This window comes from Tenacibaculum jejuense, assembly GCF_900198195.1.
Classification (GTDB): Bacteria; Bacteroidota; Bacteroidia; order Flavobacteriales; family Flavobacteriaceae; genus Polaribacter; species Polaribacter jejuensis.
In genome coordinates, this window is sequence record NZ_LT899436.1 from 4447101 (window position 1) to 4469472 (window position 22372).

The following is a 22372-nucleotide window of genomic DNA, read 5'->3' on the forward strand; positions in this document are numbered from 1 at the left end:
ACGTTAAACAACTGATTTTCTGTATTGTGTAGGTGTTTTCCCTGTATGTTTTTTAAAAGCAGTATTGAAAGATGATTTTGAATTAAAACCAACTTCATACAAGATTTCTAAAACAGTAACTTTAGATTTTGAGGTATCTGAGAGTATTTTTTTAGCTTTTTCTATTCGATATCCATTTATAAAATCGAAGAAATGTTGATTCAAATTTTGATTGATTAACACCGATAAATCTCGCATAGGCATTTGCATATTTTCAGCAAGTTTACGAATCGTTAAATCTGGATTTAAAAACGGCTCTTTTGTAATCATGTAGTTTTTTAAATCTTCTACCTTCGTATTGTTTTCATCTACTTCTTTTTCTATTTCTTTTGATGTAGAAAGATGAACATCTATTCCTCTAAATAATTTTGGAGAGTGTAATGCTTTTAAGAATAACCAAAAGATAAAAAAGACTCCAAAAAGTAACACTACAATTCTTAAAACCTGAGTTACTTCATCATTTTCAATTGTATCTCTAGCATATCCTTTAATTAACGTTAACACATGTCCGATCGTAATTAAAATTAGTAATTGTTTTAACCAATTATAATTTTTCAAAACATCAGAATTTGTGTAATTCTCAAGAATCAACTTTCGATATCGCAACACGTAATACAATGTTGCTAAAAAATAGCCTAAAGAAACAAAATGCCCTGCGAAATCTAAAAATTGAATTTCCCAATTATCATCATAATTATTTAAAAAAACTTCTTTTGCTGAAGTATCTACAAGGAAAAAATTTGGTAATAATATTCCTATACTTACTACCCAAAATAAACTATGTAATACGTGAATTTTCTTCAGTTTAAAATTAGAATAGATAACCGAAAGTACGTACAAGAATAATAACGGATCTTTAAAAGCAGATAATTTGATCCTTAGCATTTCTAAATTCAGGTTTGGTGTTACAAACATGGAATAAAAAAACACACTAATATCTAAAGCTGTAACTATTAAGAAAAAAGCCAATAAACGATTTCCTAATTTCTTATTGGTTTTTACAGTAAGTAAGAAGCCTGCAAAAAACAAGAACAACAAGAAAATTATAAATCCTAAAACTGCTATTACAGAAACTTTTTCCATTGTATTTAGTCCTTAAACTTTTTTTCGGTATTGAGTAGGAGTTAAACTTGTGTATTTCTTAAACGCTGTGTTGAAAGACGATTTCGAATTAAATCCTACTTCATATAAAATTTCTAACACTGTTAATTTTGGTTGATTTTTATCAGTTAACAATTGCATTGCTTTTTTTATTCTGTATTCGTTTACAAAATCAAAGAAATGTTGTTTTAAATCGTGATTGATTGCTATAGACAATTCTCTTGAAGGAATTTTCATTTGCTGTGCCAAATTTCGAATAGATAAAGATGGATTCAAGTAAGGCTTTTCTGTGTCCATAAACACTTTTAGCCTTTCAATAATTTCATCATTCTCACCCTTCTCTTCATTTTCATTTAATAAATCCTTTGTTAATTTAGTGTGAGAATCTACTCCTTTAAACAGTTCAGGATTATTTAAGGCTTTTAAAATATACCAACAAGTAACTAATAAGACCGAAAAAATTAAAATTACCTGAGACCACGAAAATATCTTTTCTTCAACATCAGAATATTTTAGAATATTTTTCACAAGCGCAATACAAAAAATGACAATCCAAAACATTACAATTTGATACAACCATTTATAAGCTTGAATTCTATTTCCTGAATGATTTTCGTAAAAAATATTTTTTGCCCGTTTCAACGCAACTAAACTCATCACATAATAAAAAACAGATTGTAAATGCATGGAAAGATGCATAAAAATAACTTCCCAAGTATGAATTGTGTCTTTAGAAACTTCTTCTAAAACTTGATCGCTACCAAAATAAAATCGAGGCATCATGGCTATGTTACCAATAATAAAAGGCAATAAATGCCACAAATGTTTTTTTTCTAATTTAAAATTAGAATAACATACCGAACAAACATAAAAGTAAAAAACTGGAGTTAGTAAATAATAGTTGTTGTTCTTAAGCATAATCATACTTAACGATGTTGGTATGAAATCATGAACAAAAAAACCGCTCATTTCAATTGAACTTAACAACAGGAAAACACCAAATAAACGATTGCTCAATTTATTTTCAGACTTAACAGTGAAAATAAAAACAGCAAATAGTAATGTTACAAAAGTAGCTAGGATTCCAATAAAAACCCTTAAATCTAAATTATTCATTTGTTTGGCTTCAATTCAAATATAAATGAATATTCTTTGATGCACTTACGACAAACAAAAATCTTTTAATAGAACTACTAGTTCTTCCTCATTTTCAATATGACTCATATGTCCGTTAGATAAAACTTGTAGCGGAGTTTTTGTATGATCTGCCTCGACTTGTATCGCTTTTATTGTTAAAACTGGATCTTTTTTCCCTGCGATGATTAACTTTTTAAATGTACTATTTTGTAAAACATTTGATCTGTTTTTTCTCAGCTTCATTCCTTCCGAACAAGCAATATAGCCTTGTACTTTAGTTTTTAAAGCTTCTTGTTTACAAGCTTCTATTTTATCTCCAAACTTTTCATAAGTTTCTCTTGCAAATAAATTTCCAACAGACATTGCTACTAATGTTTTATAATTTGTCTTGGCCATTTTAATTGCTCTATCTCGTATTTCCTTACGTTCTTCTGAATCTGGAGAAGATGTTGAATTCAACAAACATAATCGTTCCACATAATCAGGATATTTTTCAGCAAAAGCCAAAGCAACATAACCTCCCATTGAATGACCTATAAAAGTTGCTTTCACAATCTTTTCTTTTTTTAATACCAAATGAATGGTTTCGGCAATTTCTTCCATGGTATGCACATAACCTAAACACTCCGAAGCTCCATGACCAAGCAAGTCTACAGTTATAATTTGGAAATCATATTGCATTTCTTTCGTTAGAAAATTCCACATTTTAGCATTTTCTAAAAAACCGTGTAACAAAACTAATTTTTGCTTTCCTGCACCATAAATTTGATATGCAACTTTAGCATTTTTATATAGTATAGAATCTACCATGGCGCAAAAATATGTATCTTTCAAGATTAAAACATAAAACGAGACTTGTTATATCACAATACATATTTGCATAAAACCTCTACAGAGTGGGTTACTTTTGTTCATGGAGCTGGTGGAAGTAGTACGATTTGGTTTAAACAAGTTAGAGAATTTAAAAAACATTTTAATGTACTTATTCTCGACTTAAGAGGACATGGAAGAAGTAAACCTACCTTAGGTAAAATTTTTAAAAGTGAATATAATTTTGATGTCGTAACTAAGGACATTATTGAAGTTTTAAATCATGTAAAAATTAACAAATCACATTTTATTGGTATTTCTTTAGGATCTATTCTAATTAGAAATCTTGCTGAAAAAAAACCTGAATTGGTGAAAAGTATGATTTTAGGAGGCGCTATTTTAAAACTGAATTTTAGATCGCAATTACTCATGAAATTGGGTAATCTTTTTAAATCTATTGTTCCTTACATGTTACTTTACAAGTTATTTGCTTTTATTATTATGCCTAGAAAAAACCATAGGAATTCTAGAATTTTATTTATTAATGAAGCGAAAAAACTGTATCAAAAAGAGTTTTTAAAATGGTTTAAACTTACTTCAGAAATTAATCCGTTACTACGTTTTTTTAGGAGTAAAGACATAAAAATTCCTACTTTATATATTATGGGAGAAGAAGATCACTTGTTTTTGCCGTCGATAAAAAGAGTGGTGCAACATCATGTAAATTCTTCTTTATTTGTTATTAAAAAATGTGGTCATGTAGTTAACGTAGAACAACCAACTATTTTTAACACAAAGACCATTGATTTTATCTCTTCATTAAATTCAACTAAATAATCAATGAAAAATCCTAAAAAAGAAATCCTTATTGTTGGATTTGCCTTATTTTCTATGTTTTTTGGTGCTGGAAATTTAATTCTTCCTCCATTTTTGGGTAAAAACGCGGCAGATTCTTGGTTTTGGGTAACTTTAGGTTTTTTTATTACCGCTGTTTTTATTCCTATTTTGGGAATCTTAGCTCATGCTCGTTTACAAGGAACAATGTATGATTTTGGGAAAAAAGTTTCTCCTTCATTTAGTTTAATTTATTGTTTAATTGTGTATGCTATTTCCATTGCTTTACCTGCACCAAGAACAGCTTCTGTAACTCATGAAATGGCAATTGCTCCATATTTCGAAACAAGCTCATTGTTAACCAGTAGCATTTACTTTATTCTTGTATTTATTTTTGTGATGAACAGAAGTAAGATTTTAAATCTTATTGGACGTTTTTTAACTCCTTTAATTATTCTCATCTTAATCTCTATAATTTTTATTGGTATTTTTTCTGACAATACAATTACAGAAGCTACAATTTTTAACACACCTTTAGTTGATGGAATTTTAGAAGGTTATCAGACTTTTGATGCCATTGGAGCCGTAGTTATTGGTGGAGTTTTAGTTATTTCTATGAACTTTAAAAAAGAAGCTAGTTTTCAAGAGAAAAAAGAACTGATTAGCAAAGCAGGTTTAGTCGCTGGGTTAGGTCTTTTAGTTATTTATGCTGGATTGATTTACAATGGCGCTTTATTTGGCGGAACTTTTGAAAAAGAAGTGACTAGAACAGAAGTTTTAACTGGACTAAGCTCAAAAACACTTGGAAATATTGGAACTACTTTTTTAAATGTTTTGGTTTCATTGGCGTGTTTTACAACTGCGGTTGGAATTGTAACTGGAACTTCTGATTATTTTAAAGGTTTATTCGATAATTCTCAAAAAGCATATACAGTAACAGCAATAGTTGGGTGTATTTTAGGTGTGGTTATGGGACAGTTTGATGTACATCATATTATTCACATTGCTATTCCAGCATTAATGTTTATTTACCCGATAACTATTGTATTAATCTTGCTTAATCTTTTATCTGAAAAAGTTGCTACAGCAAATATTTTTAAAGCTGTAGTAATTGCAACACTCGTTTTTAGCACACCAGATTTTATACAATCTATCGCTAAAAATGATACTATTACAAATATTCAAAGTTATATTCCTTTAGCTAATTATAATTTAGGTTGGGTGTTACCAGCGTTGTTAACTTTTACAATAACTTTTTTCTTAAGCAAAAAGGAAGCTTAGAAACGGTATCCTACATTTAATCCGATTCTTGGTACTACCGAAGGAGATAAATCTGTAAAAAAGTTTCTCCCTAAACCACCATGAACACTAACTACTAAACCTCCGTTAGATACATATTTTGTTCCTACAGAAATACCTAATGCACCATCAGTATAAGAAATTCCACTATCATTTTTTCCTGAATTGATTCCCATGAATATTTCTCCGAAGTGATTCCAGTTTCTTGCTGTAGTAAAATAATGACGGAAAAATGGAGTAATCATATTATCTTCATTATACCTAAAATCTGAGTTTTCTCCTTCAAAATTAAAAAGTGCAGATGCACCAATAGAAGACTGTTCTCCAATATAATGTTCGTAAGTAACTTCTAATGTTTTTATTACTAAAGCATCGGCTAAATCTATACTTACTTCTTGTTGTGCTTGTAAAAAATTAGCTCCTAAAATCGTTAAAATTACTACTAGTTTTTTCATGATATACTTCATTATTTATATGTTTCAAGATACAATCAAAAACTGTACAAAACTTAAAGTTTGACTTAGATTTTTTTTGAAAAAAAGTTCTAAAAAATTGCTTTTAACTGAACCGTTCCTGAATGAATAGCTTTAGCATTTTCGCTTTTTCTTCCGAAGTAATTCAAACTTAAATTTAAAAATGAATTTATTTTTTGATTGAATAAAGCATTCCAAGTAAAGTTTCTACCTTCTTGTAAACCTTCTAACATTTGATATCCAACAGGTGAATTTGCACTTCCTTCAAAATTGTTTAAAAACATAGAAAAATCTGCTGAAATCTGATTCTTCTTTTTAGTTAAGTAAAAATAATTTACACCTATCTTATGCTGATTTAAAGTTTCTAAACCTGCAACTGTATTTTTTTTATCTTTTAAATGATAAAATACTGAAAAGCGATGATCTCTATTGAACAGATAACTCAGTTTTGGATTTAATTCTTTATTGATTAAACTATAATTTCTATTGGCAAAATTTTCGGTATCCAACTTATTTTCTCCGTAAGAAGAAGCAACTTCTAACAACCAAAATGAAGACAATTTATGCTGAAACTCTAATTGATGTATTAAGGCGTTATTCTCTTGATTTCCTATGGAAAACTGTTGCTTATTTCTAGATGTTCCGTAAGTATAAATCCAACTGTATCGCTGCAAATTCCTATTGTAATAAAATGAATTTCTAATATTAAACTGTAAACTCAACAAACCTTCTTCAGCCAAATTAAACGGATTAAAATTAAAACCGTCTCCTTCTCTTTTTCTCTCGTTATTAATGGTTAAAAACGTTTGATTATAAAAATGACTCATCCATTTTCTCCATCCCTTTTGTGTTTTCCATTGTGTAGGATTTAGCGTAATCGACTGTTTTAAAGCTGCTTTTTGCGTTGGTAAAAATCGAATATTAGGTAAAGGCACACGTAAATATTCTGCTTGATCTTGAAACTCGGCTATTTCAAATTCTTCAAACTGTTGAATTCCGTCATTATTGTAATCGTTCCAAGTATAAAAACCTTGTCCGGGTTCTGTTTTTACATATACAAAATCTTGTTGAGCAACATTTCCTGATGACGTTTCATACACAGTTCCTAGATTTAAAAAACGCTTAAAAAACTGCTGATTGTAAATTAATCTTGAATTTAGAGATTGTGCATTAGGTTCGAACTTATTATCTGTAAATCGATAGTTTGCATACAACGATAAATTTGTGTTTTCATTCTGAATTAATCTACTGTCTAAATACAACGTGTTTCGATTATTGATTTGAGTAAAACGATTGCTTTTTATACTATCGTTTACTCTGTAATTCAATCCGATTTTAGCAAATACTTTTGTAGAATCTCCAATTCCGTAGAAACCTTCGTATTCTTGAAATTGATGACTTAATGTATTAAAATCGTTCGTATTTCTATTTTGAATTTCATTTGTTTCTGCTCCAATAAAACCACCCAACCACGATTTTCCTAAACTGTAAATTCCTTTGGCATACAATCGGAAAAAATTATCTTTTTCTGTGTTTGAAGTATTAGATAACAAACTACTTTTTATTTGAAACGATAGATTTTCCCTGTTGATTTTAGATTGAATCTCATGTTTGTTTCCATTAAAACTTTCAGAAAAATTCAAGTGATTAAAACGATACGAAAGAAAGTTGTTTTCGTCTTTTTCTAACCACAATCGTGTTGATAATTGATTTTGATTTCCTAATTGTTGTCGCACATTCCAATCTCTATTAAACTCAACACTTCTAAAACGTTGTACGGTTCTAAAATTTTCTTGTACGAACTCATAATCGATTGTACTTTTTAACTTCCATGTAGTATCAAAAATTAATTGATCCCATTTTAATTTTGAAGCGACTTGCTGATTTTTTTCATCATCTATAGAAGAAAATAAATTCTGATCGTTATCACTATATGCCAATTCTGCTTGAATCTTAGTTTTCGCTGTAGGATTGTATTCAGAATTTACCACTGCAACTTGTAAACTCGTTGGAGCGACCAAACGAACAACCGGATCGAAGTTTCCTAAATTTGCACCAACATACCTGTAAATTGTTCCGGTAGCAATTGCGCTGTCTATAACATAACTTCCTCGATTTACACCCACATTAGAAAAAGTTACCGTAAATAAATCGGCTGTTTCATCTGTTGAAAATTCAAAGGTTTCGATTCCGCCAACAATTACTTTACGATATTGAATCCTATTTTCTGAAAATTCGTCTTCAAAAGCACTTTCTGCTACCATTTGAGTTATATCGTTTCCAACATTTGCTAAAATCTGTTTTTGATCGTTTGTTAAACTCTGTTGAATCGGCTGATTCTTAGCATCGTTTTCGTTGTAGAAGAATCCAGAAATTGAAAATTTATCGTTTTTATACTGCGCTTTTTCGTAGGTAATAAAACGTGTGTAATTTTGATCTGAAAATTGAAATTCTACTCGAATTCTCATATCGTTGGTAATTGGATATGTCGTATTAAAACGAATCTCAGCCAAATTATAATCGATAATATAATCTTTATTTTCTCCACGTTCTAACTGAACTCCGTTAATAAAAACAGCATCACTTCCAGCTACAATTACAATATTCGCTTCGTTATTTGGACCAAAGATTTTATACGGACCTTGATTTCCTTCTACTCCAACAAAATTAAATGCAGAAAACCGACCACGAACAATGGCTCCAGAAGCTCCAACACTAAAATGCTCACTTAAATTTGCATCCACTTGTATTCCTGAAACTTGTTTATCAAAATTCAGGAAATAACTATCTTTATTATTTAATGAAACATCTCCTCCTTTTACTTTCCAGTTTTTACTAAATAACTCAATAAAAATACGATCGAAATCGGTTAAACTTTGTGAATACCCATTTTGCTGAAGTGGTAAATTGGTATCAAAAATATTGGCTCGAATACCAACTTCTTTGGATAGTTTTCCTTCTAATGTTAAATCTAAGGAAGCGTTTGTAACAGCATTTTGATTGTTTCCTGTTGTGATTCCTCGTGAAATAAAACCCTGAGTTTTTAATCCATCAAAAAGCTTAAAATCTTGCTTCTTTTTATTCGTTGTTAAACTGTATAATTTATCTGTTCTGTTTGTATTCGGAACTATGAGTTTTTCATCTAGAGGCGCGTATACTTTGGTCAAAAAATCTGGAAATCGTAGATACTCTACAGTGATTTTTCGATATTCTTTTGCATTGATAATCAATTTTGCTTTCGGAAAATCTACTTGATATTTATACTTAGGAATGGAATCTCCTTTGCTATTGAGTAACTTAAAAAAAGTTGGATTGATACTTACCGAATCTATTTGTATGGTATCGGTTTTAACATTGATTTTTTTTGATCGAAATTCTTTAAGGTTTCTCTGACTAAATCCAGCAGTGGCAATTAACAGAAAAAAAATAAATAGCTTTTTGATCATATGTTGTACAACGAATAGATGTCAAAAATAGTTTATTCTCTCAAAATTCAATTTGGTTTTGTGTTAAAAGGGCTTCGAATGCCTACTACTAGTAAAAAAACCACAATATTTTATAAGTGTTGTGGTTCGTATATTTAATTATTGTTTTACTTACTCTTGAGTATTATACCAATATCATTAAGACGTTAAAGTAATAACCAAATAAGATAATATAATTGTCATTAAAATACTTAACAAACCTATTTTAACTTGTTCTTTGAATGGTTTTTGATTAAAATTATTCACTCCTCTATGTTTATTTTTTACTTCCTCCTCAGCTAGCGCTCGACTCTGTCGAGTGACTAAATTTCACTAATTAAAAATCCAATATTGTCTATAGCTAAAACCGTATCATCTTCCTGAAAATTTCTAGCACTAGAATATTTCCAATCTTCTGAATCTGCACCCGAAAGGATTTGAGAGGGAGCGGAGTTGACATTCATTACTCAAACATATTAAAAAGCCATACTAGTGTATGATAAGTAAAGATCTCGATATACTTTATATGAAACTCTATTTATATCGTTTTTAACAATTGATAAAAAAATGTTTCGATTGTTTCCATCATATTTTAAAGATAAGAGTCTACAGTCTTCTTTAAATATGGTTCTGACTATTTTTTTAAATTCTGCTATGAATTGTTTTTGCTTATTTATAGAGTCTTTTTCATTTATATTCTTTATACCATTTTCTAAAATAGATATTTTGTCGATTGCTTCCTTGTATTTAATCGGTTCTTCTCTTAATTTTAGTTCAAATATAGATTTTAAGAGTTTAATTTCCTTAATATAAATTTCATTCGACAATTTATTTGATTCTAATAATATTGAATCAGTTTTACTTTTACATGATAATATCCCTAGGGTTACAGAAATGAAAACACATTTAATAAATATCTTTTTAAAATCTACCATTCTGGCTTCTGGTATCAGCTCTTGATTTATCATTTTTTTCATAATTATTTATCATCCTACTCTGCTAGCGCTCGACTCTGTCGAGTGACTAAACTTTATTAATTAAAAAATCCAATATCGTCTATTCCCAAAACCATATCATCTTCCTGAAAATTTCTAGCACTAGAATATTTCCAATCTTCTGGATGTACTACCAAACCGCTTTCTACTGGGTTATTATGAATGTAATCTATTTTTTGCTGGATAACTTTTGTACTCCACAATTCTATAGGTTTATTATGATGTTGCCAAAATTGATATTTATTTACATTTCCTTGTTTATTTCCCGCTCTTTTAAACATCCACAATAACCACTCTTTTCTACTTTCCTGTGGATGATCTTGAATCGTTTCTATTATTTTTCTTGATGTATACCGCTTAAAATCTCTTAATAATTCCATAGGTTGTTCGTTTGTAGATCTGAATATAAAATGCACATGATTTGGCATAAAACAATAGCAATACAGCTCCAAACCTTTGTGCTCTCTACAATACTTTATACTATCTACTAAAACATCAAAATAAATTTGTCTTGTAAATACATCTATCCAATATACTGTAGCAAAAGACACAAAATAAACACCTGATCCGTTATGGAATTTATATTTTCTACTCATAGCTTTACTAAAATATAAAAATTGAACTAAACAAAAAACCATAACACTCACTGTTATGGTTTTATATATTTAGTTATTTTTCTTGCTTACTCTTGCTTGGCACCCGAAAGGATTCGAGCGCTAGCGGGGAGAGGGCTTATTGGTAATAGTAATAAAATTCCCATTCGTTTCAGTAACTAACATTTTTCCTTTACTAGTTCCTTCTATAAGTTTTACTTGTTTCGCTATCGCTCGACTCTGTCGAGTGATTATAAACTTATCTAATAAATACAATAACAAAACCACAACACTTATAAAAATGTTATGGTTAATGTATTTAATTATTATTCTTGCTTACTCTTGCTTGTCACCCGAAAGGATTCGGGCGCTAGCGGAGGGATTCGAGCGCTAGCGGAGATCTAAAACATACTTATATATTAATATAGATATAATTATTAACCCTAAACTTCTAATTAAAGTTTCTTCAAAAATCATCATACTAAAACCGAAAAGCAATAAAAAAAAAAAACCTTTTTTCTTATTATTTGAATCATACTTATAATTAATAAACAATAAAACCATAAGATTTATTATTAACAAAACAAATATTGTCATAGATCCAGAGTAACCCTCTAAAATACCAGTCGGAAACATTGAAACGTTAAACCCTGATTCATTAGGAACTTCCCTATGTACAAGACCATACCTGTCTAAATTTGTTTCCATATCGATCCTCAGTACAGATAAAAATAAAGTTGTAATTATTAAGAAAGCATAAACTATTTTTTTCATTATTTGTGTAATTTAAATGGTGATAAAAAAGTTGTTTTAGTTGATACATTGACAGTTTGGGAGCTAACATTATTCCTCAACCCTTTGTTAATATACTTAACTTGATAAGTATGAGTCACTGTGGATGTATATTTATAATAGACTTGTGTATTACTTGTATTTTTACTCGTGCCATTATTTGTACCGCTTCCTGATTTGTTACCGTTTGTAGTTGATATTTCAGCTTTTACTTTTCCTCCTTCTGCTCCACCTCCTACAGTACTCTCTTTGGAGTTTTCTGCCGACATAGTGTTTGAACTTTGTCCAGAATCAGAAACATTTACTTCAACAGTACCTTCTGGGGACAAATCATTCTTATCATATTGAGCTCCTTCATAACTAATTTGGATGGCATCATCAGCAATTAATGGACCTTGTTCTACATTTATATCTATTACTGAAGGAGCATTTCCATTAAGACTTAAGTTACCTTGTACCATATTGTGTATACTTTGAGTATCTCCAGCACTAACCTCAGATTGAGATCCAGTGGCAGTTATACCAGTATTTTTGGAAAGTTGGTTTTTAACGGCACTAACAATGGGTTTTGAAGCTTTTTCTTTTGAAATAGCTGTCCCTTGAGATTTAGAGCCATTAGGGACATCTTCACAATTTCCATCAGGACATCCACCTGATTGTGGCGCCATTCCATCAGGATCAATAAAATAAACAGGATTATTAAATGCATAATTATAAGGCGAATGTCTTCGCATTTCTTCTGCTAATGGGTCTAAGTTCATCCAACGACCTAAAGCCGCATCATAATTTCTGGCACCGAAGTCGTGCCATTCAAGCCCTAATTCTTCATTAAGCTCCATTCCATTATACCCAAACTTCTGTGCAGTACTGTTTCCTAGGGAGTTAGTGATATTGTTGTACCCCTTGTGACGCAGTCCAAAAGGATAATAATTAGATTCTTCTACAATTTCATTTTGGGTGATATTACCATCTTTGTTATTATCTGTATATGATAAACGAACATTGCCTAAATGATCTTTGTATTGGTATACATAATCCATCTCGACTCCGCTCGATGTGACATCTGCTTTTACATAACCTTCAGGGTGGTTAAAGAATTGTAATACTCCATTTTCGTAAATATGGTTACCAGCGTAATCTGTAGTATTATTTTCTACAATCTTTTTTAACTTCATACCCGCCGCATCATAAATATAATCGATATTCTTACCTCCAATAGTAACTTTAGTTGGTAGATTTAAATGGTTATATTTAATACTCGTAATTCCTTTGTTTTTATCAGAAATCATGTTTCCATTATCATCATAAGTATAGTCGCTACCTGTAAGGTTTCCATCTTTGAAACCAAAAGTTTTGTGTCCGCCTGATAATTCTTCTACTTTTAATAATTTATTTCCTATATTGTTATCACTATAGGTATATTTCAGGTTATCCATTAATCCAAAATTGTTACTCTTTCCAACTTCTGGATTGGCTACAATGTGTCCTCTTCGTTGTAGACTTAATATGTTTCCGTTTTTATCGTAACTGATACCTGACACATCATAGTTCGAACCTAAAGCTCCAACAGCGCTTTTAATTCTGTTCAACGCATCGTAATTATAAGTATACGTTTTCTTAGTCGTATTTTCATTAGTAGTCTGCCAGCTGGTTTGCGCTATGTTTCCATTAAATAATGCTGTTCCACTAGTTGGGTTGTTATATCGTATCTCAAAGTTAAACAAATCGTTGTCATTATCTGTATCTTCATTAATCTTAGTTAACCATCCGCGTACATTATAATCGTAATCTACTTTTTGTAGACCTCCCCCTATTTCTTTAGATACTAATTGTCCTAAATCATCGTAATTGTTTGTTACAATGGTTTCTGTTGCTTGATTGTTTATTTTTTGTTCTTGACTTAATAATCTGGCTGCATGATCGTAACTAAAGGTGTCTACCGTTACAATAGGTGATTTTCCGGCTTTGGTATGTGTCGTTTTGGTCTCTTCTACTTTACCTACAAAATCTAATTTACTTTCTACAATATCTGTAGTTTTTAAGTAATCGTTTTGAGAATATACATACACTGGTCGTGCTTTATCATCGTATAACGTAACTGTTGTAATCCAACTACTAGTACTTAACACTTTTACTTTGGTTCCTGTAGCTAAACCTTTGGTTTGAGCTGTTGTAGTTCCTGTTCCTTTGTATAAACTTTTACTCGTTGAAGCACCTGCTACATCGAAAGTATAATTGTCGTAATAGTTTACAGTTAGTACTTCTATGTTTGATAATGGAAAGTTTCTATTCGAATAATAAATACTTTTTGATCCTGCTGTATCTAGTTTATCTTCATATTGTTCTGAGGCTAGATTATTATCCTCTTTAAATTTAAGCTGCATATCAGCTTGATCTAATTCTGTATTATGAGTGTATATACCTGTATATACAACTCTTCCTAAATGATCGTATTTGGTAAATAACCATTTATTTTGTGAACGCAAGTTTGCGTCTTGGGTTAGTACTGGACGATCTAAAATATCATAAACGATATATTCCCAATCTTTACCTGGGATTTTCTTCTCTACCAAACGATTTCTGTAATCGTATTTGTATTGATAGCTTAACTCTGATAATTCTACTAAAGAAACTCCATCATTAACATTTACTTTTGGTGGAAACACATAAGTTAAATTCCCAAAATCATCGTAAACATAATATGTATCGTGAGCTTCTTCTGTTGAACCAACCAAAGCATAAGTACGTTTTAAAATAACTTGTCCTTCTTTGTTTTTAAATTCTTCTGTGGTATGTAATTTACTTGCTGTACCGTCGTGGTTTTCATCTTTAGTAATTGTTTTATACAATTCTCCTACTCCATAAACAGCATTTCCATTTCCAATTAAACTAGGCTCATAAACTTTTTCATTTTCACCAATATTTAAAGCTACTCGAAACAGTTTTACTTCTCCTGCTGTATTAGTATCATAAGTAAAATCTATTTCATGACCAGCACCTTTTTTCCAAGCACTTCCTGGGGCTGCTTGACTTAAAACTCGATTTAAAGGTGAAGCTTCTAAACTCTTTTGTGAAAAAGCATTAATATTTCCTACATCAGTAATACTAGGAAAGTCGTCTGCATAGTTTGATTGATAATATTGCTGTGTCGCTGTTTTTGCTCCTGAATGAAAACTACCATTACTCGTATTGGCAGTGTATGGAAGATATTCGTGAGTTTGCCTTCCTAGATCATCGTATCCTATAAACGTTACAATATCTTTTTTGTCTGGAGATTGCTTTATACCAACACTTTGTTTAGCTCGACCCAATCCATCAAAATAAGTAACTGACTCTATTACATCGTTATTACTAGAAACAACGCCTGTTTGTGTTGGTGTTTGAAATGCTCTGGTAAGTATGTAATTCTCGTTACTTAATGATAATGGCAAATAGGCATCTGCTACAATACGCATTGTAAAATTAGAACCTGGCTTTATCCATGTTGTAGGACGTAAAACAATGCTATTGGTCGCTGTTAAAACTGTAGGACCGTTGGCACTACTTATCTCTAAATCTCGTTCTACTCTGTTGTCTGGAACTTGTGTCTGAGCTTTTACCAATAATGGTAAAAACAATAAAAACATATATATTATCTTTCTCATAGCAATATTAGTTTTTGTAGTTGTATTTTGTTTCTTGTATCAAATTCCCTGAGGCATCTTTTATTAATTTTAATCGATTAAAATTATCGTATTCATAATACATAACATAGCCTCTAGGATCGGTAATACTTGTGACTCCTATTAATGGATCGTAAGTGTATGTGGTGATTTGAGCTTTTGATAATTCTGGTAAACTACGTAAAGCATCTAAAGCTTCTCGTAAATCTCCTTCTTTTCCTTGGTAACCTAAAGTTCGATCATCATCTGAATCTGAAAGATCTTGAAGGTTCTCTATTGTAGTTTTTGAAAGAGCAGATAGATCTACTCCTTCTATTTTAGCAATCGGCTGTGTTTGACGATAACCCCAAATATAAACAATATGAGTACCATCTTTTTTACTTACTTCTGTTGGGTTACCATCACTATCATAACTATGATATACTATACGATCTTCAATAGGTTGAGTTCCTTTACTTGCTCTTATATTTTTAGGAAGATATATCCCTGAAATATTATGATCATCACTATAAATTGTTTTTTGCTTGCTTAAAGCAACAGTAGTATTACCTATCTTTTTCTTTGTTTCTACCTCTAAAGGTTCTGCAATACGGTTTTCAGTAATTAAGCGATTGTCATTAACATCGTGAGCATACTTTGTTGTTGAAATCATAACTTCCCCTTTGCTATTTGTTGTACTAGTCTTAGTTGTTAATAGATGATTAGGATTATCATAAGAGTATTCTGTTTCTATTGTAACTGGGTTTTGACCATTACTATCATAATTTATTTCTTTTTCTCCTGATAATTGATACCAGCTACTTAAAACGTTATACTGTTTGAGGTTTTGTGCTCGATTATAAAGAACTCCATTAGTCGCACCATATGTTTCATTAGATGTTATATTATTTCCCCATTTTATTGCTGATGAATATTTAGGTAATATATTATTTGATTTAAATGGTTCATCCGTATAATTAAAACTCTTTTTGTTTACTAATATAAAACGATCTTCGGTTTTTTTATATTGCAATAAATGAAGTAAAAGTCCCCTGTAAACTTCTTTACTTTCTGTAGGTATGTAAGGAAAACTATTCTCTTCCTCGGTATTAGCTGAAATAAGATTATTATCAAAACCAGAAAAATTAATAGATGTTTCATTCCTCGAATTTATCAAATTATACTCATCGGCTGCATGTGAAAACTTATATTCTGTATAACCTGTTCTGCTAGGATCATTTGTTTCTTCAATAACATTTTTATATCCCACGAAAGAACCAGAATGAGTTACTTGTTGCATGTTTGAAGTAGAACTCACTTTCAAATATAAAAATTGCTTTGAATAACTAAAACCTCTTGGATCACTACCATTGTAATCATACTGTATAACATCTGTGAAACTAAAGTTAGGCTTACCAAATAAACTTCCCGAAGAAACCTCAGAATTAACCCCTTCTATATATTTATACTTTTTTACTAATGGAGGTAAAGATGCACTTGGATAATCTCTAATCTCTTTTACTCTTAAACCTCCTACATATCTGTTATATGATTCCGGACTTGCACCTGTACCACTATTTGAAATAATATTCCATTTAGCAATAAAAATGAAATCTTGATAATTTGCAGGATCTTGATTAAAACTTGCTCTTATCTTATATGTTCCGTTAGGCAGATAAAAACTTCTACCATTAGTATGAACATCAATAATTTGTCCGTTGCTTGTATTAACTAACATAAATCTAGCACAATTATTCGCACCATTACTAATATCACATCCAGGAAATTGAATTACAAAACTTACAATAGATCCTCCATTAGGATTTCTATTATTTAAAACTTCATTTTGTGGGTTATCTATGGTAAAGTCTGCTTCATAAGTTGCTCTGGGACTAAGAGGGCTTTCCCAATCAATCAGTTCATCTCCTGTAATCATTACTTCATCTGTAGAATATTCAAGTAATGGATCTTCTTCAATGGAACCTTCTCCATTTATCATGTTATTTTCATAATCAAATTCAGTATAACCTTTTGTTGGATAAGTAATTTTTTTTAAAATTCCAAAATTAGATTTAGAAGGATTGACACCTCTTTTAGCCCCATCAACATAAATAGTATTAACATTTGGAATATAATAAGGAGGTGTTAAGCTTTTGTTAGTCGTTTCACCATTATAAAATCCCCAATAGTCTTGCGCTGCACTTCTCCTACATGGTGGAATATTTGTTTTATCATAGGTAAATACATGTTCTAATTTGTTATTCAAATCTTTAGAAACTTGTGATACTTTATCTAAAAACATCCATTTTTTCGAAAAATCATCAGCATTATAACATGGAGTTCCAGAGATTCCACCTCCCCCCGACTGATAACTATAATCAAACTCATACTTTTGTATTAGATGATCTCCAATATCATAAATAGAAATATTTTTAAGGCTTTTTGCTCCTTGGAGGTCCTCTCTAGTTTGTGAGCTTCTATTAAATTTTACATATCCATTAGAGAAAATTATAGAGTCTGGAACTTGCGATACAGTTCTGTTTCGCATTAAAATACTTCCTTGATTAGTAGGAATTCCGTTACCTGCGGTTGCTCCTTTCTCTGCCAGTTTATGATGTTTAACAGTTACGTTTTGTGTATTATTTAAATAAGTTTCACTTTGATATGTTATACGAATACGATCTTTTTTATCTGAAGATTCTATTTTAGATGCATACCAAGTTGTCTTAACTGAAGGAGATTGAGTAGTCCCCGAACTACTATTGGTTTCAATGAAATTAAATAAATATTCTACACCATTTTTATCTATTATCCTAAAATTAGAGTTTTCACGAATAATTTTAGTATTTGATCTTGGGTATGTAATAAATGTTTCTGTTTCTTGATTATAAAAAAACTTACCACTCTCACCAACTATATTATAGTAAAATATATCTGGTTCAGAATCAACGGTACCTTCGAATAAATCATGTCTATAAGTATCAAGTAAGTTATTTCCTTCTGGTAATTCCATCAACTCATTAACTGTTTTACCACTGTACTTAGAAAAATAACCTCCATCCTCATCAGCTATACCTCGAATACTTCTTGAAATAGACGGAATAGTAGTTAAAGACCAACCTAAACCAACCCATGAAGCTATACTTTCTACTTTATTACCTCCTGCGTGATAACTTAGTGACAAAGGTAAATCAAGAGATCCAGATTTAATATTATATAATGGAATACTAACATTTGGAATTCCAGTAAAATGACTAATTGGGATTTCACCATATTTGGCTATTTCAGCGGCATTAGGACTTAACGGGACTATTTCAGGCAATTCTTGCCCATAGATAAATACAGACATAAATAGCATAAAAATGCTAATCGTTATTTTTTTCATAAAGAGATGATTTTTAGCAATTAATTAAATAACATTTTTTTACAAAAGTAACTGTTAAATTTAGATTTGCCAAAACTCTTTATGTTAAACTAACTACATCCACAACCAGGATCGCAACCATTATTTTTAGATTTAAAAATAAATTTTCTTCCTAAAAAAAGGACAGCTAAAACTACAATACTATATGTGATAATTTCTTGAATCATTGTAGAGCTTGAAAAGTTATTAAAGCAGAAACATAGGCTAAGATTCCCATTCCAAAAAGCTGAATTAAAGGCCATTTCCAACTATTTGTTTCTCGTTTTACAATCGCTAAAGTTGCCATACATTGCATTGCAAATGCATAAAAAACAAGTAACGACATACCTGTGGCAAAATTAAACCGTTTTTTTCCTGTATCTGGATTTATCTCGGCTTCCATTCGTTCTTTTATTGTCGCTTCTTCTTCAACACCTTCTATACTATAAATAGTAGCTAAAGTTCCGACAAAAACTTCTCTTGCAGCAAAAGATGTGATTAATCCTATTCCTATTTTCCAATCAAACCCTAAAGGTTTTACAATAGGTTCAATAGTTTTTCCTGCAATACCTATATAAGATTTTTCTAGTTTTTTAGAAGCTATTTTTTGAGCAATCTCTTCTTCTGAAAACTCACTTAAAACAGCTTCTTTTCTCACCTCTTCTTCAACTTTATCATATGAAGACGGACCATGTGTTGCAAGAAACCACAATACGATAGAAATTGCTAAAATTACTTTACCAGCATCTACTACAAAAGTTTTTGTTTTTTCCAAAACAGTAAAAATAATATTCTTAAAAGAAGGTAACTTATACTCTGGCATTTCCATGACAAAGAAAGATTTACTTTTTATTTTTAATATCTTATGCAACACATATGCTGAAATTATAGCTGTAAAAAAACCTAAAGCATATAAAGCTAAAAGTGTTAATCCTTGTAAATTTAAAAACCCAAGAACTTTCTTATCAGGAATTATTATGGCAATTAATATGGCATAAACAGGTAATCTCGCAGCACAAGTTGTAAAAGGAGTTACTAAAATTGTAATTAGTCTTTCTTTCCAACTTGAAATCGTTCGTGTAGCCATAACTGCTGGAATTGCGCAAGCTGTTCCCGAAATTAAAGGCACAATACTTTTACCGCTCATACCAAAACGTCTCATAATTTTATCCATTAAAAAGACAACCCTACTCATGTATCCAGACTCTTCTAAAAAGGCTACTAAAAAATATAAAATTGCTATTTGTGGAATAAAAATTACAACCCCTCCAATTCCTGCTATAATACCATCAGTTAATAAGTCGGTAAACATTCCTTCTGGCATAATAGATTTGGTGTATTCTACCAAACTTCCGAAAGAATTATCAATAAAATCCATTGGAATACTTGCCCACTCATAAATTGACTGAAACATTAATACCAGAACTGAAAGGAAAATGAAATAACCAAAAATTTTATGTGTGAAAATTTTATCTAATTTGCTTCGTAAATCCTTTGCTTTACTTATATCTAAATTGTAATTTTCTTTTAGAATATTATTGATTCTTTGATACCTGTAAATCGTTTCTTTATGTTGATATTTCTTTAGTTTAGAAATATCATCTAAGAAATTAGCAAATTCCTGCTTCTCAGATGTATCTATTGACTGTTGAGTTATCCCCAACCATAAATCATATAACGATTTGTGTGGTTTTACTTTTTGTAATGTTTCAAAATATACTCTATCAATTTTATTTGCTATTTCAGAAAAATCAGCAACTTTTTTTAAGTTTTCGTACGTCGCTATACTGTTTTTTAATTCTTGTATTCCTTGGTTTTTCTTAGCAGAAACTAATACAACTTTTGTTTGTAAAGCTTTTTCTAATCCTGAAATATCAATAGAAATGCCTTTTTTATCCATTTCATCAGCCATATTAATAGCTAAAATCGTAGGAACACCAATATCTTGAATTTGAGAAAATAACAATAAGTTTCTTTTCAAGTTTTCCACATCTGCGACTACAACAATTACGTCAGGATAATTTTCATCAGTAGTATTTTGTAATACCTTTAGAACAACACTTTCATCTAAAGATGTTGGATTGATACTGTATGTACCTGGCAAATCTGTAATTATAGCTTTATTTCCAGAAGATAAATTACAAACTCCTTGCTTTTTGTCTACAGTGATTCCTGGATAATTACCAACTTTTTGATTTAAACCAGTTAACTTATTAAACAAAGATGTTTTTCCTGTATTAGGATTACCAATTAACGAAACTTGAATATTATTTTTCTCCATCTAAAACTATAAATTGGTAATTTTTATTTTTGATGCAATTTCACGTCTTATTGCAATATGACTTCCATTCACATTAACATATAGAGGGTCATTTAAAGGAGCTATTTGAATTAATTCAACCACAGAACCAGGTAAACAACCCATTTCTAATAATTTTAAAGGTATAGAATGCTCACTCTCTTCAGATATCACTCCGACTTGACCGATTTTTAATGATGCTATTGTACTCAAAAAATAATGTGTTTAATACAAAGATTCCCGCCTTAGCGGGAATTATAGGTAAATGCAAATATACTAAATTAGAACGATTCTAAAGAAGTTGTTTTCTTCTCTTTTTAGAAGTGGTATATTTGTCTTATGACTTTTGAAGAGATTGTTGGTTTAGAACATATTAAAAAACACTTAGTTACCGCAACTGAGAATGGAAGAATTCCACATGCTCAACTATTTGTTGGAAAAGAAGGGTCTGGTACATTACCAATGGCCATTGCTTATGCACAATTTTTACTGTGTAATTTTTCTAATGATGCTGATGCTTGTAATATAAAATGCAACAAATTACAACATCCTGATTTGCATTTTACTTTTCCTGTAACCACAAATGATAAGGTAAAAAAACACCCAACTAGTGATTTGTTTTTAGAGGAATGGAGAACATTTATTAATGAAACTCCATACGGCAGTTTATTCGATTGGTTAAGACATATTGGTGTAGAAAATAAACAGGGACAAATTGGTGTAGATGAGGCTGAAGATATTGTTAAGAAACTATCTTTAAAATCTTACGAAGGTGGATTTAAAGTGATGATTATATGGATGGCAGAAAAAATGAACATCGCTGCATCTAATAAACTTTTAAAACTGATTGAAGAACCGCCATCTAAAACTATATTTCTTTTAGTAACTGAAGATGAAGGGAAAATTATTAACACAATAAAATCACGTTGTCAAGCCTTACATTTCCCTAGTTTGTCTGAAAATGATATCGTTTCATTTTTAACTCGAAAACACGATATCAATCAACAAGATGCTAACCGAATTGCTCAACAGTCTGAAGGAAATTTAAATAAAGCGCTACATTTATATCATAACGATTCGAAAGATCTAATTTTTGAAGAATGGTTCATCACGTGGATTCGTAGTGCTTTTAAAGCCAAAGGAAATGCATCTGTAATTCAAGATTTAATTATATGGAGTGAAATTATTTCCAAATCTGGAAGAGAAACACAGAAACAATTTTTACAGTATTGTTTGCATTTTTTCAGACAAGCAATGTTATTAAACTATGGCGCTCCTGATCTTGTATATTTAGTTCCGCAAACCGCAAATTTCAAGTTAGAAAAATTCGCTCCTTTTATACACAGTGGCAATATTTTAACTATAGAAAAAGAAGTGAATGACGCACAATATCATATTGAAAGAAATGGGAACGCTAAAATTATTTTATTAGACTTATCCATAAAACTTACGCGCTTACTACACACTAAAGAACAAAAAATAGAAGCTTAGT

17 protein-coding genes are annotated in these 22372 nt (G+C 30.5%); 3 read left to right on the forward strand and 14 right to left on the reverse strand.

The genetic code is table 11. The features are described from left to right. Positions 1–3 precede the first annotated feature (3 nt). Genes AQ1685_RS19500 through AQ1685_RS19510 form a run of 3 tightly spaced genes read right to left on the reverse strand, consistent with a single transcriptional unit; the run spans position 4 to position 3087 of the window. Positions 4–1122: a helix-turn-helix domain-containing protein gene (locus AQ1685_RS19500; RefSeq protein ID WP_095074814.1), complete on the reverse strand. Its 1119-nt coding sequence runs from the start codon at positions 1120–1122 to the stop codon at positions 4–6. Positions 1123–1134: 12 nt separating this feature from the next. Continuing rightward, positions 1135–2256, reverse strand: a complete 1122-nt coding sequence (locus AQ1685_RS19505) for a helix-turn-helix domain-containing protein (RefSeq protein ID WP_095074815.1) — start codon at positions 2254–2256, stop codon at positions 1135–1137. A gap of 45 nt (positions 2257–2301) precedes the next feature. Continuing rightward, complete coding sequence (locus AQ1685_RS19510; protein WP_095074816.1) at positions 2302–3087, reverse strand: alpha/beta fold hydrolase; 786 nt, start codon at positions 3085–3087, stop codon at positions 2302–2304. 45 nt (positions 3088–3132) lie between these two features. Between AQ1685_RS19510 and AQ1685_RS19515 the strand changes: the two genes are divergently transcribed. Together AQ1685_RS19515 and brnQ are read left to right on the forward strand one after the other, a co-directional pair. Beyond that, positions 3133–3924 carry an alpha/beta fold hydrolase gene (locus AQ1685_RS19515; RefSeq protein WP_095074817.1) on the forward strand — a complete coding sequence of 264 codons (792 nt, stop codon included), beginning with the start codon at positions 3133–3135 and terminating at the stop codon, positions 3922–3924. 3 nt (positions 3925–3927) lie between these two features. Continuing rightward, positions 3928–5202: a branched-chain amino acid transport system II carrier protein gene (brnQ, locus tag AQ1685_RS19520; protein ID WP_095074818.1), complete on the forward strand. Its 1275-nt coding sequence runs from the start codon at positions 3928–3930 to the stop codon at positions 5200–5202. Here the strand turns inward: brnQ and AQ1685_RS19525 are convergent. The 11 genes from AQ1685_RS19525 to AQ1685_RS19575 all read right to left on the reverse strand — a co-directional run bounded on the left by AQ1685_RS19525 (position 5199) and on the right by AQ1685_RS19575 (position 21093). Further along, complete coding sequence (locus AQ1685_RS19525; RefSeq protein WP_095075128.1) at positions 5199–5675, reverse strand: hypothetical protein; 477 nt, start codon at positions 5673–5675, stop codon at positions 5199–5201. The two genes, brnQ and AQ1685_RS19525, sit on opposite strands and share 4 nt — an antisense overlap. Before the next feature lie 89 nt (positions 5676–5764). Further along, positions 5765–9139, reverse strand: coding sequence for a hypothetical protein (locus AQ1685_RS19530; protein ID WP_095074819.1), 3375 nt, complete (start codon positions 9137–9139; stop codon positions 5765–5767). 341 nt (positions 9140–9480) lie between these two features. Further along, on the reverse strand, positions 9481–9621 hold the full coding sequence (locus AQ1685_RS19535) for a hypothetical protein (protein WP_157730295.1): 141 nt from the start codon (positions 9619–9621) through the stop codon (positions 9481–9483). Positions 9622–9633: 12 nt separating this feature from the next. After that, on the reverse strand, positions 9634–10134 hold the full coding sequence (locus tag AQ1685_RS19540; RefSeq protein ID WP_095074820.1) for a hypothetical protein: 501 nt from the start codon (positions 10132–10134) through the stop codon (positions 9634–9636). Between the two features lie 56 nt (positions 10135–10190). Further along, positions 10191–10748, reverse strand: coding sequence for an REP-associated tyrosine transposase (locus AQ1685_RS19545; protein ID WP_095074821.1), 558 nt, complete (start codon positions 10746–10748; stop codon positions 10191–10193). 387 nt (positions 10749–11135) lie between these two features. Then, the gene (locus AQ1685_RS19550; protein WP_095074822.1) at positions 11136–11519 is read right to left on the reverse strand and encodes a hypothetical protein; all 384 of its coding nucleotides are present in this window, start codon (positions 11517–11519) and stop codon (positions 11136–11138) included. Next, a complete protein-coding gene (locus AQ1685_RS19555) occupies positions 11519–15181 on the reverse strand; it encodes a DUF6443 domain-containing protein (RefSeq protein ID WP_095074823.1) in 3663 nt (1220 codons plus the stop codon). The genes AQ1685_RS19550 and AQ1685_RS19555 overlap by 1 nt, the downstream gene beginning before the upstream one ends. 7 nt (positions 15182–15188) lie before the next feature. Further along, on the reverse strand, positions 15189–18563 hold the full coding sequence (locus AQ1685_RS19560) for an RHS repeat domain-containing protein (protein WP_157730296.1): 3375 nt from the start codon (positions 18561–18563) through the stop codon (positions 15189–15191). Positions 18564–18652: 89 nt separating this feature from the next. Further along, complete coding sequence (locus AQ1685_RS20625; protein WP_095074825.1) at positions 18653–18844, reverse strand: FeoB-associated Cys-rich membrane protein; 192 nt, start codon at positions 18842–18844, stop codon at positions 18653–18655. Further along, the gene (gene feoB, locus AQ1685_RS19570) at positions 18766–20862 is read right to left on the reverse strand and encodes a ferrous iron transport protein B (protein ID WP_095074826.1); all 2097 of its coding nucleotides are present in this window, start codon (positions 20860–20862) and stop codon (positions 18766–18768) included. The genes AQ1685_RS20625 and feoB overlap by 79 nt, the downstream gene beginning before the upstream one ends. 6 nt (positions 20863–20868) lie before the next feature. Then, the gene (locus AQ1685_RS19575) at positions 20869–21093 is read right to left on the reverse strand and encodes a FeoA family protein (RefSeq protein WP_095074827.1); all 225 of its coding nucleotides are present in this window, start codon (positions 21091–21093) and stop codon (positions 20869–20871) included. 126 nt (positions 21094–21219) lie between these two features. On the opposite strand from AQ1685_RS19575, the gene AQ1685_RS19580 reads away from it, so the two are divergent. Then, positions 21220–22371 (forward strand): DNA polymerase III subunit, encoded by a 1152-nt coding sequence (locus AQ1685_RS19580; protein WP_095074828.1) that lies wholly within the window; start codon positions 21220–21222, stop codon positions 22369–22371. The last annotated feature ends 1 nt before the right edge of the window (position 22372 follow it).

Excerpts from the sequence above, each read along its gene's own strand:
- AQ1685_RS19580 (WP_095074828.1), top strand. The coding sequence starts at position 21,220 with ATGACTTTTGAAGAGATTGTTGGTTTAGAACATATTAAAAAACACTTA.
- AQ1685_RS20625 (WP_095074825.1), bottom strand. The coding sequence starts at position 18,844 with ATGGCCTTTAATTCAGCTTTTTGGAATGGGAATCTTAGCCTATGTTTC.
- AQ1685_RS19545 (WP_095074821.1), bottom strand. The coding sequence starts at position 10,748 with ATGAGTAGAAAATATAAATTCCATAACGGATCAGGTGTTTATTTTGTG.
- AQ1685_RS19535 (WP_157730295.1), bottom strand. The coding sequence starts at position 9,621 with ATGAATGTCAACTCCGCTCCCTCTCAAATCCTTTCGGGTGCAGATTCA.
- AQ1685_RS19505 (WP_095074815.1), bottom strand. The coding sequence starts at position 2,256 with ATGAATAATTTAGATTTAAGGGTTTTTATTGGAATCCTAGCTACTTTT.
- AQ1685_RS19530 (WP_095074819.1), bottom strand. The coding sequence starts at position 9,139 with ATGATCAAAAAGCTATTTATTTTTTTTCTGTTAATTGCCACTGCTGGA.
- AQ1685_RS19540 (WP_095074820.1), bottom strand. The coding sequence starts at position 10,134 with ATGAAAAAAATGATAAATCAAGAGCTGATACCAGAAGCCAGAATGGTA.
- AQ1685_RS19560 (WP_157730296.1), bottom strand. The coding sequence starts at position 18,563 with ATGAAAAAAATAACGATTAGCATTTTTATGCTATTTATGTCTGTATTT.
- AQ1685_RS19525 (WP_095075128.1), bottom strand. The coding sequence starts at position 5,675 with ATGAAAAAACTAGTAGTAATTTTAACGATTTTAGGAGCTAATTTTTTA.
- feoB (WP_095074826.1), bottom strand. The coding sequence starts at position 20,862 with ATGGAGAAAAATAATATTCAAGTTTCGTTAATTGGTAATCCTAATACA.
- AQ1685_RS19550 (WP_095074822.1), bottom strand. The coding sequence starts at position 11,519 with ATGAAAAAAATAGTTTATGCTTTCTTAATAATTACAACTTTATTTTTA.
- AQ1685_RS19555 (WP_095074823.1), bottom strand. The coding sequence starts at position 15,181 with ATGAGAAAGATAATATATATGTTTTTATTGTTTTTACCATTATTGGTA.
- AQ1685_RS19500 (WP_095074814.1), bottom strand. The coding sequence starts at position 1,122 with ATGGAAAAAGTTTCTGTAATAGCAGTTTTAGGATTTATAATTTTCTTG.
- AQ1685_RS19510 (WP_095074816.1), bottom strand. The coding sequence starts at position 3,087 with ATGGTAGATTCTATACTATATAAAAATGCTAAAGTTGCATATCAAATT.
- brnQ (WP_095074818.1), top strand. The coding sequence starts at position 3,928 with ATGAAAAATCCTAAAAAAGAAATCCTTATTGTTGGATTTGCCTTATTT.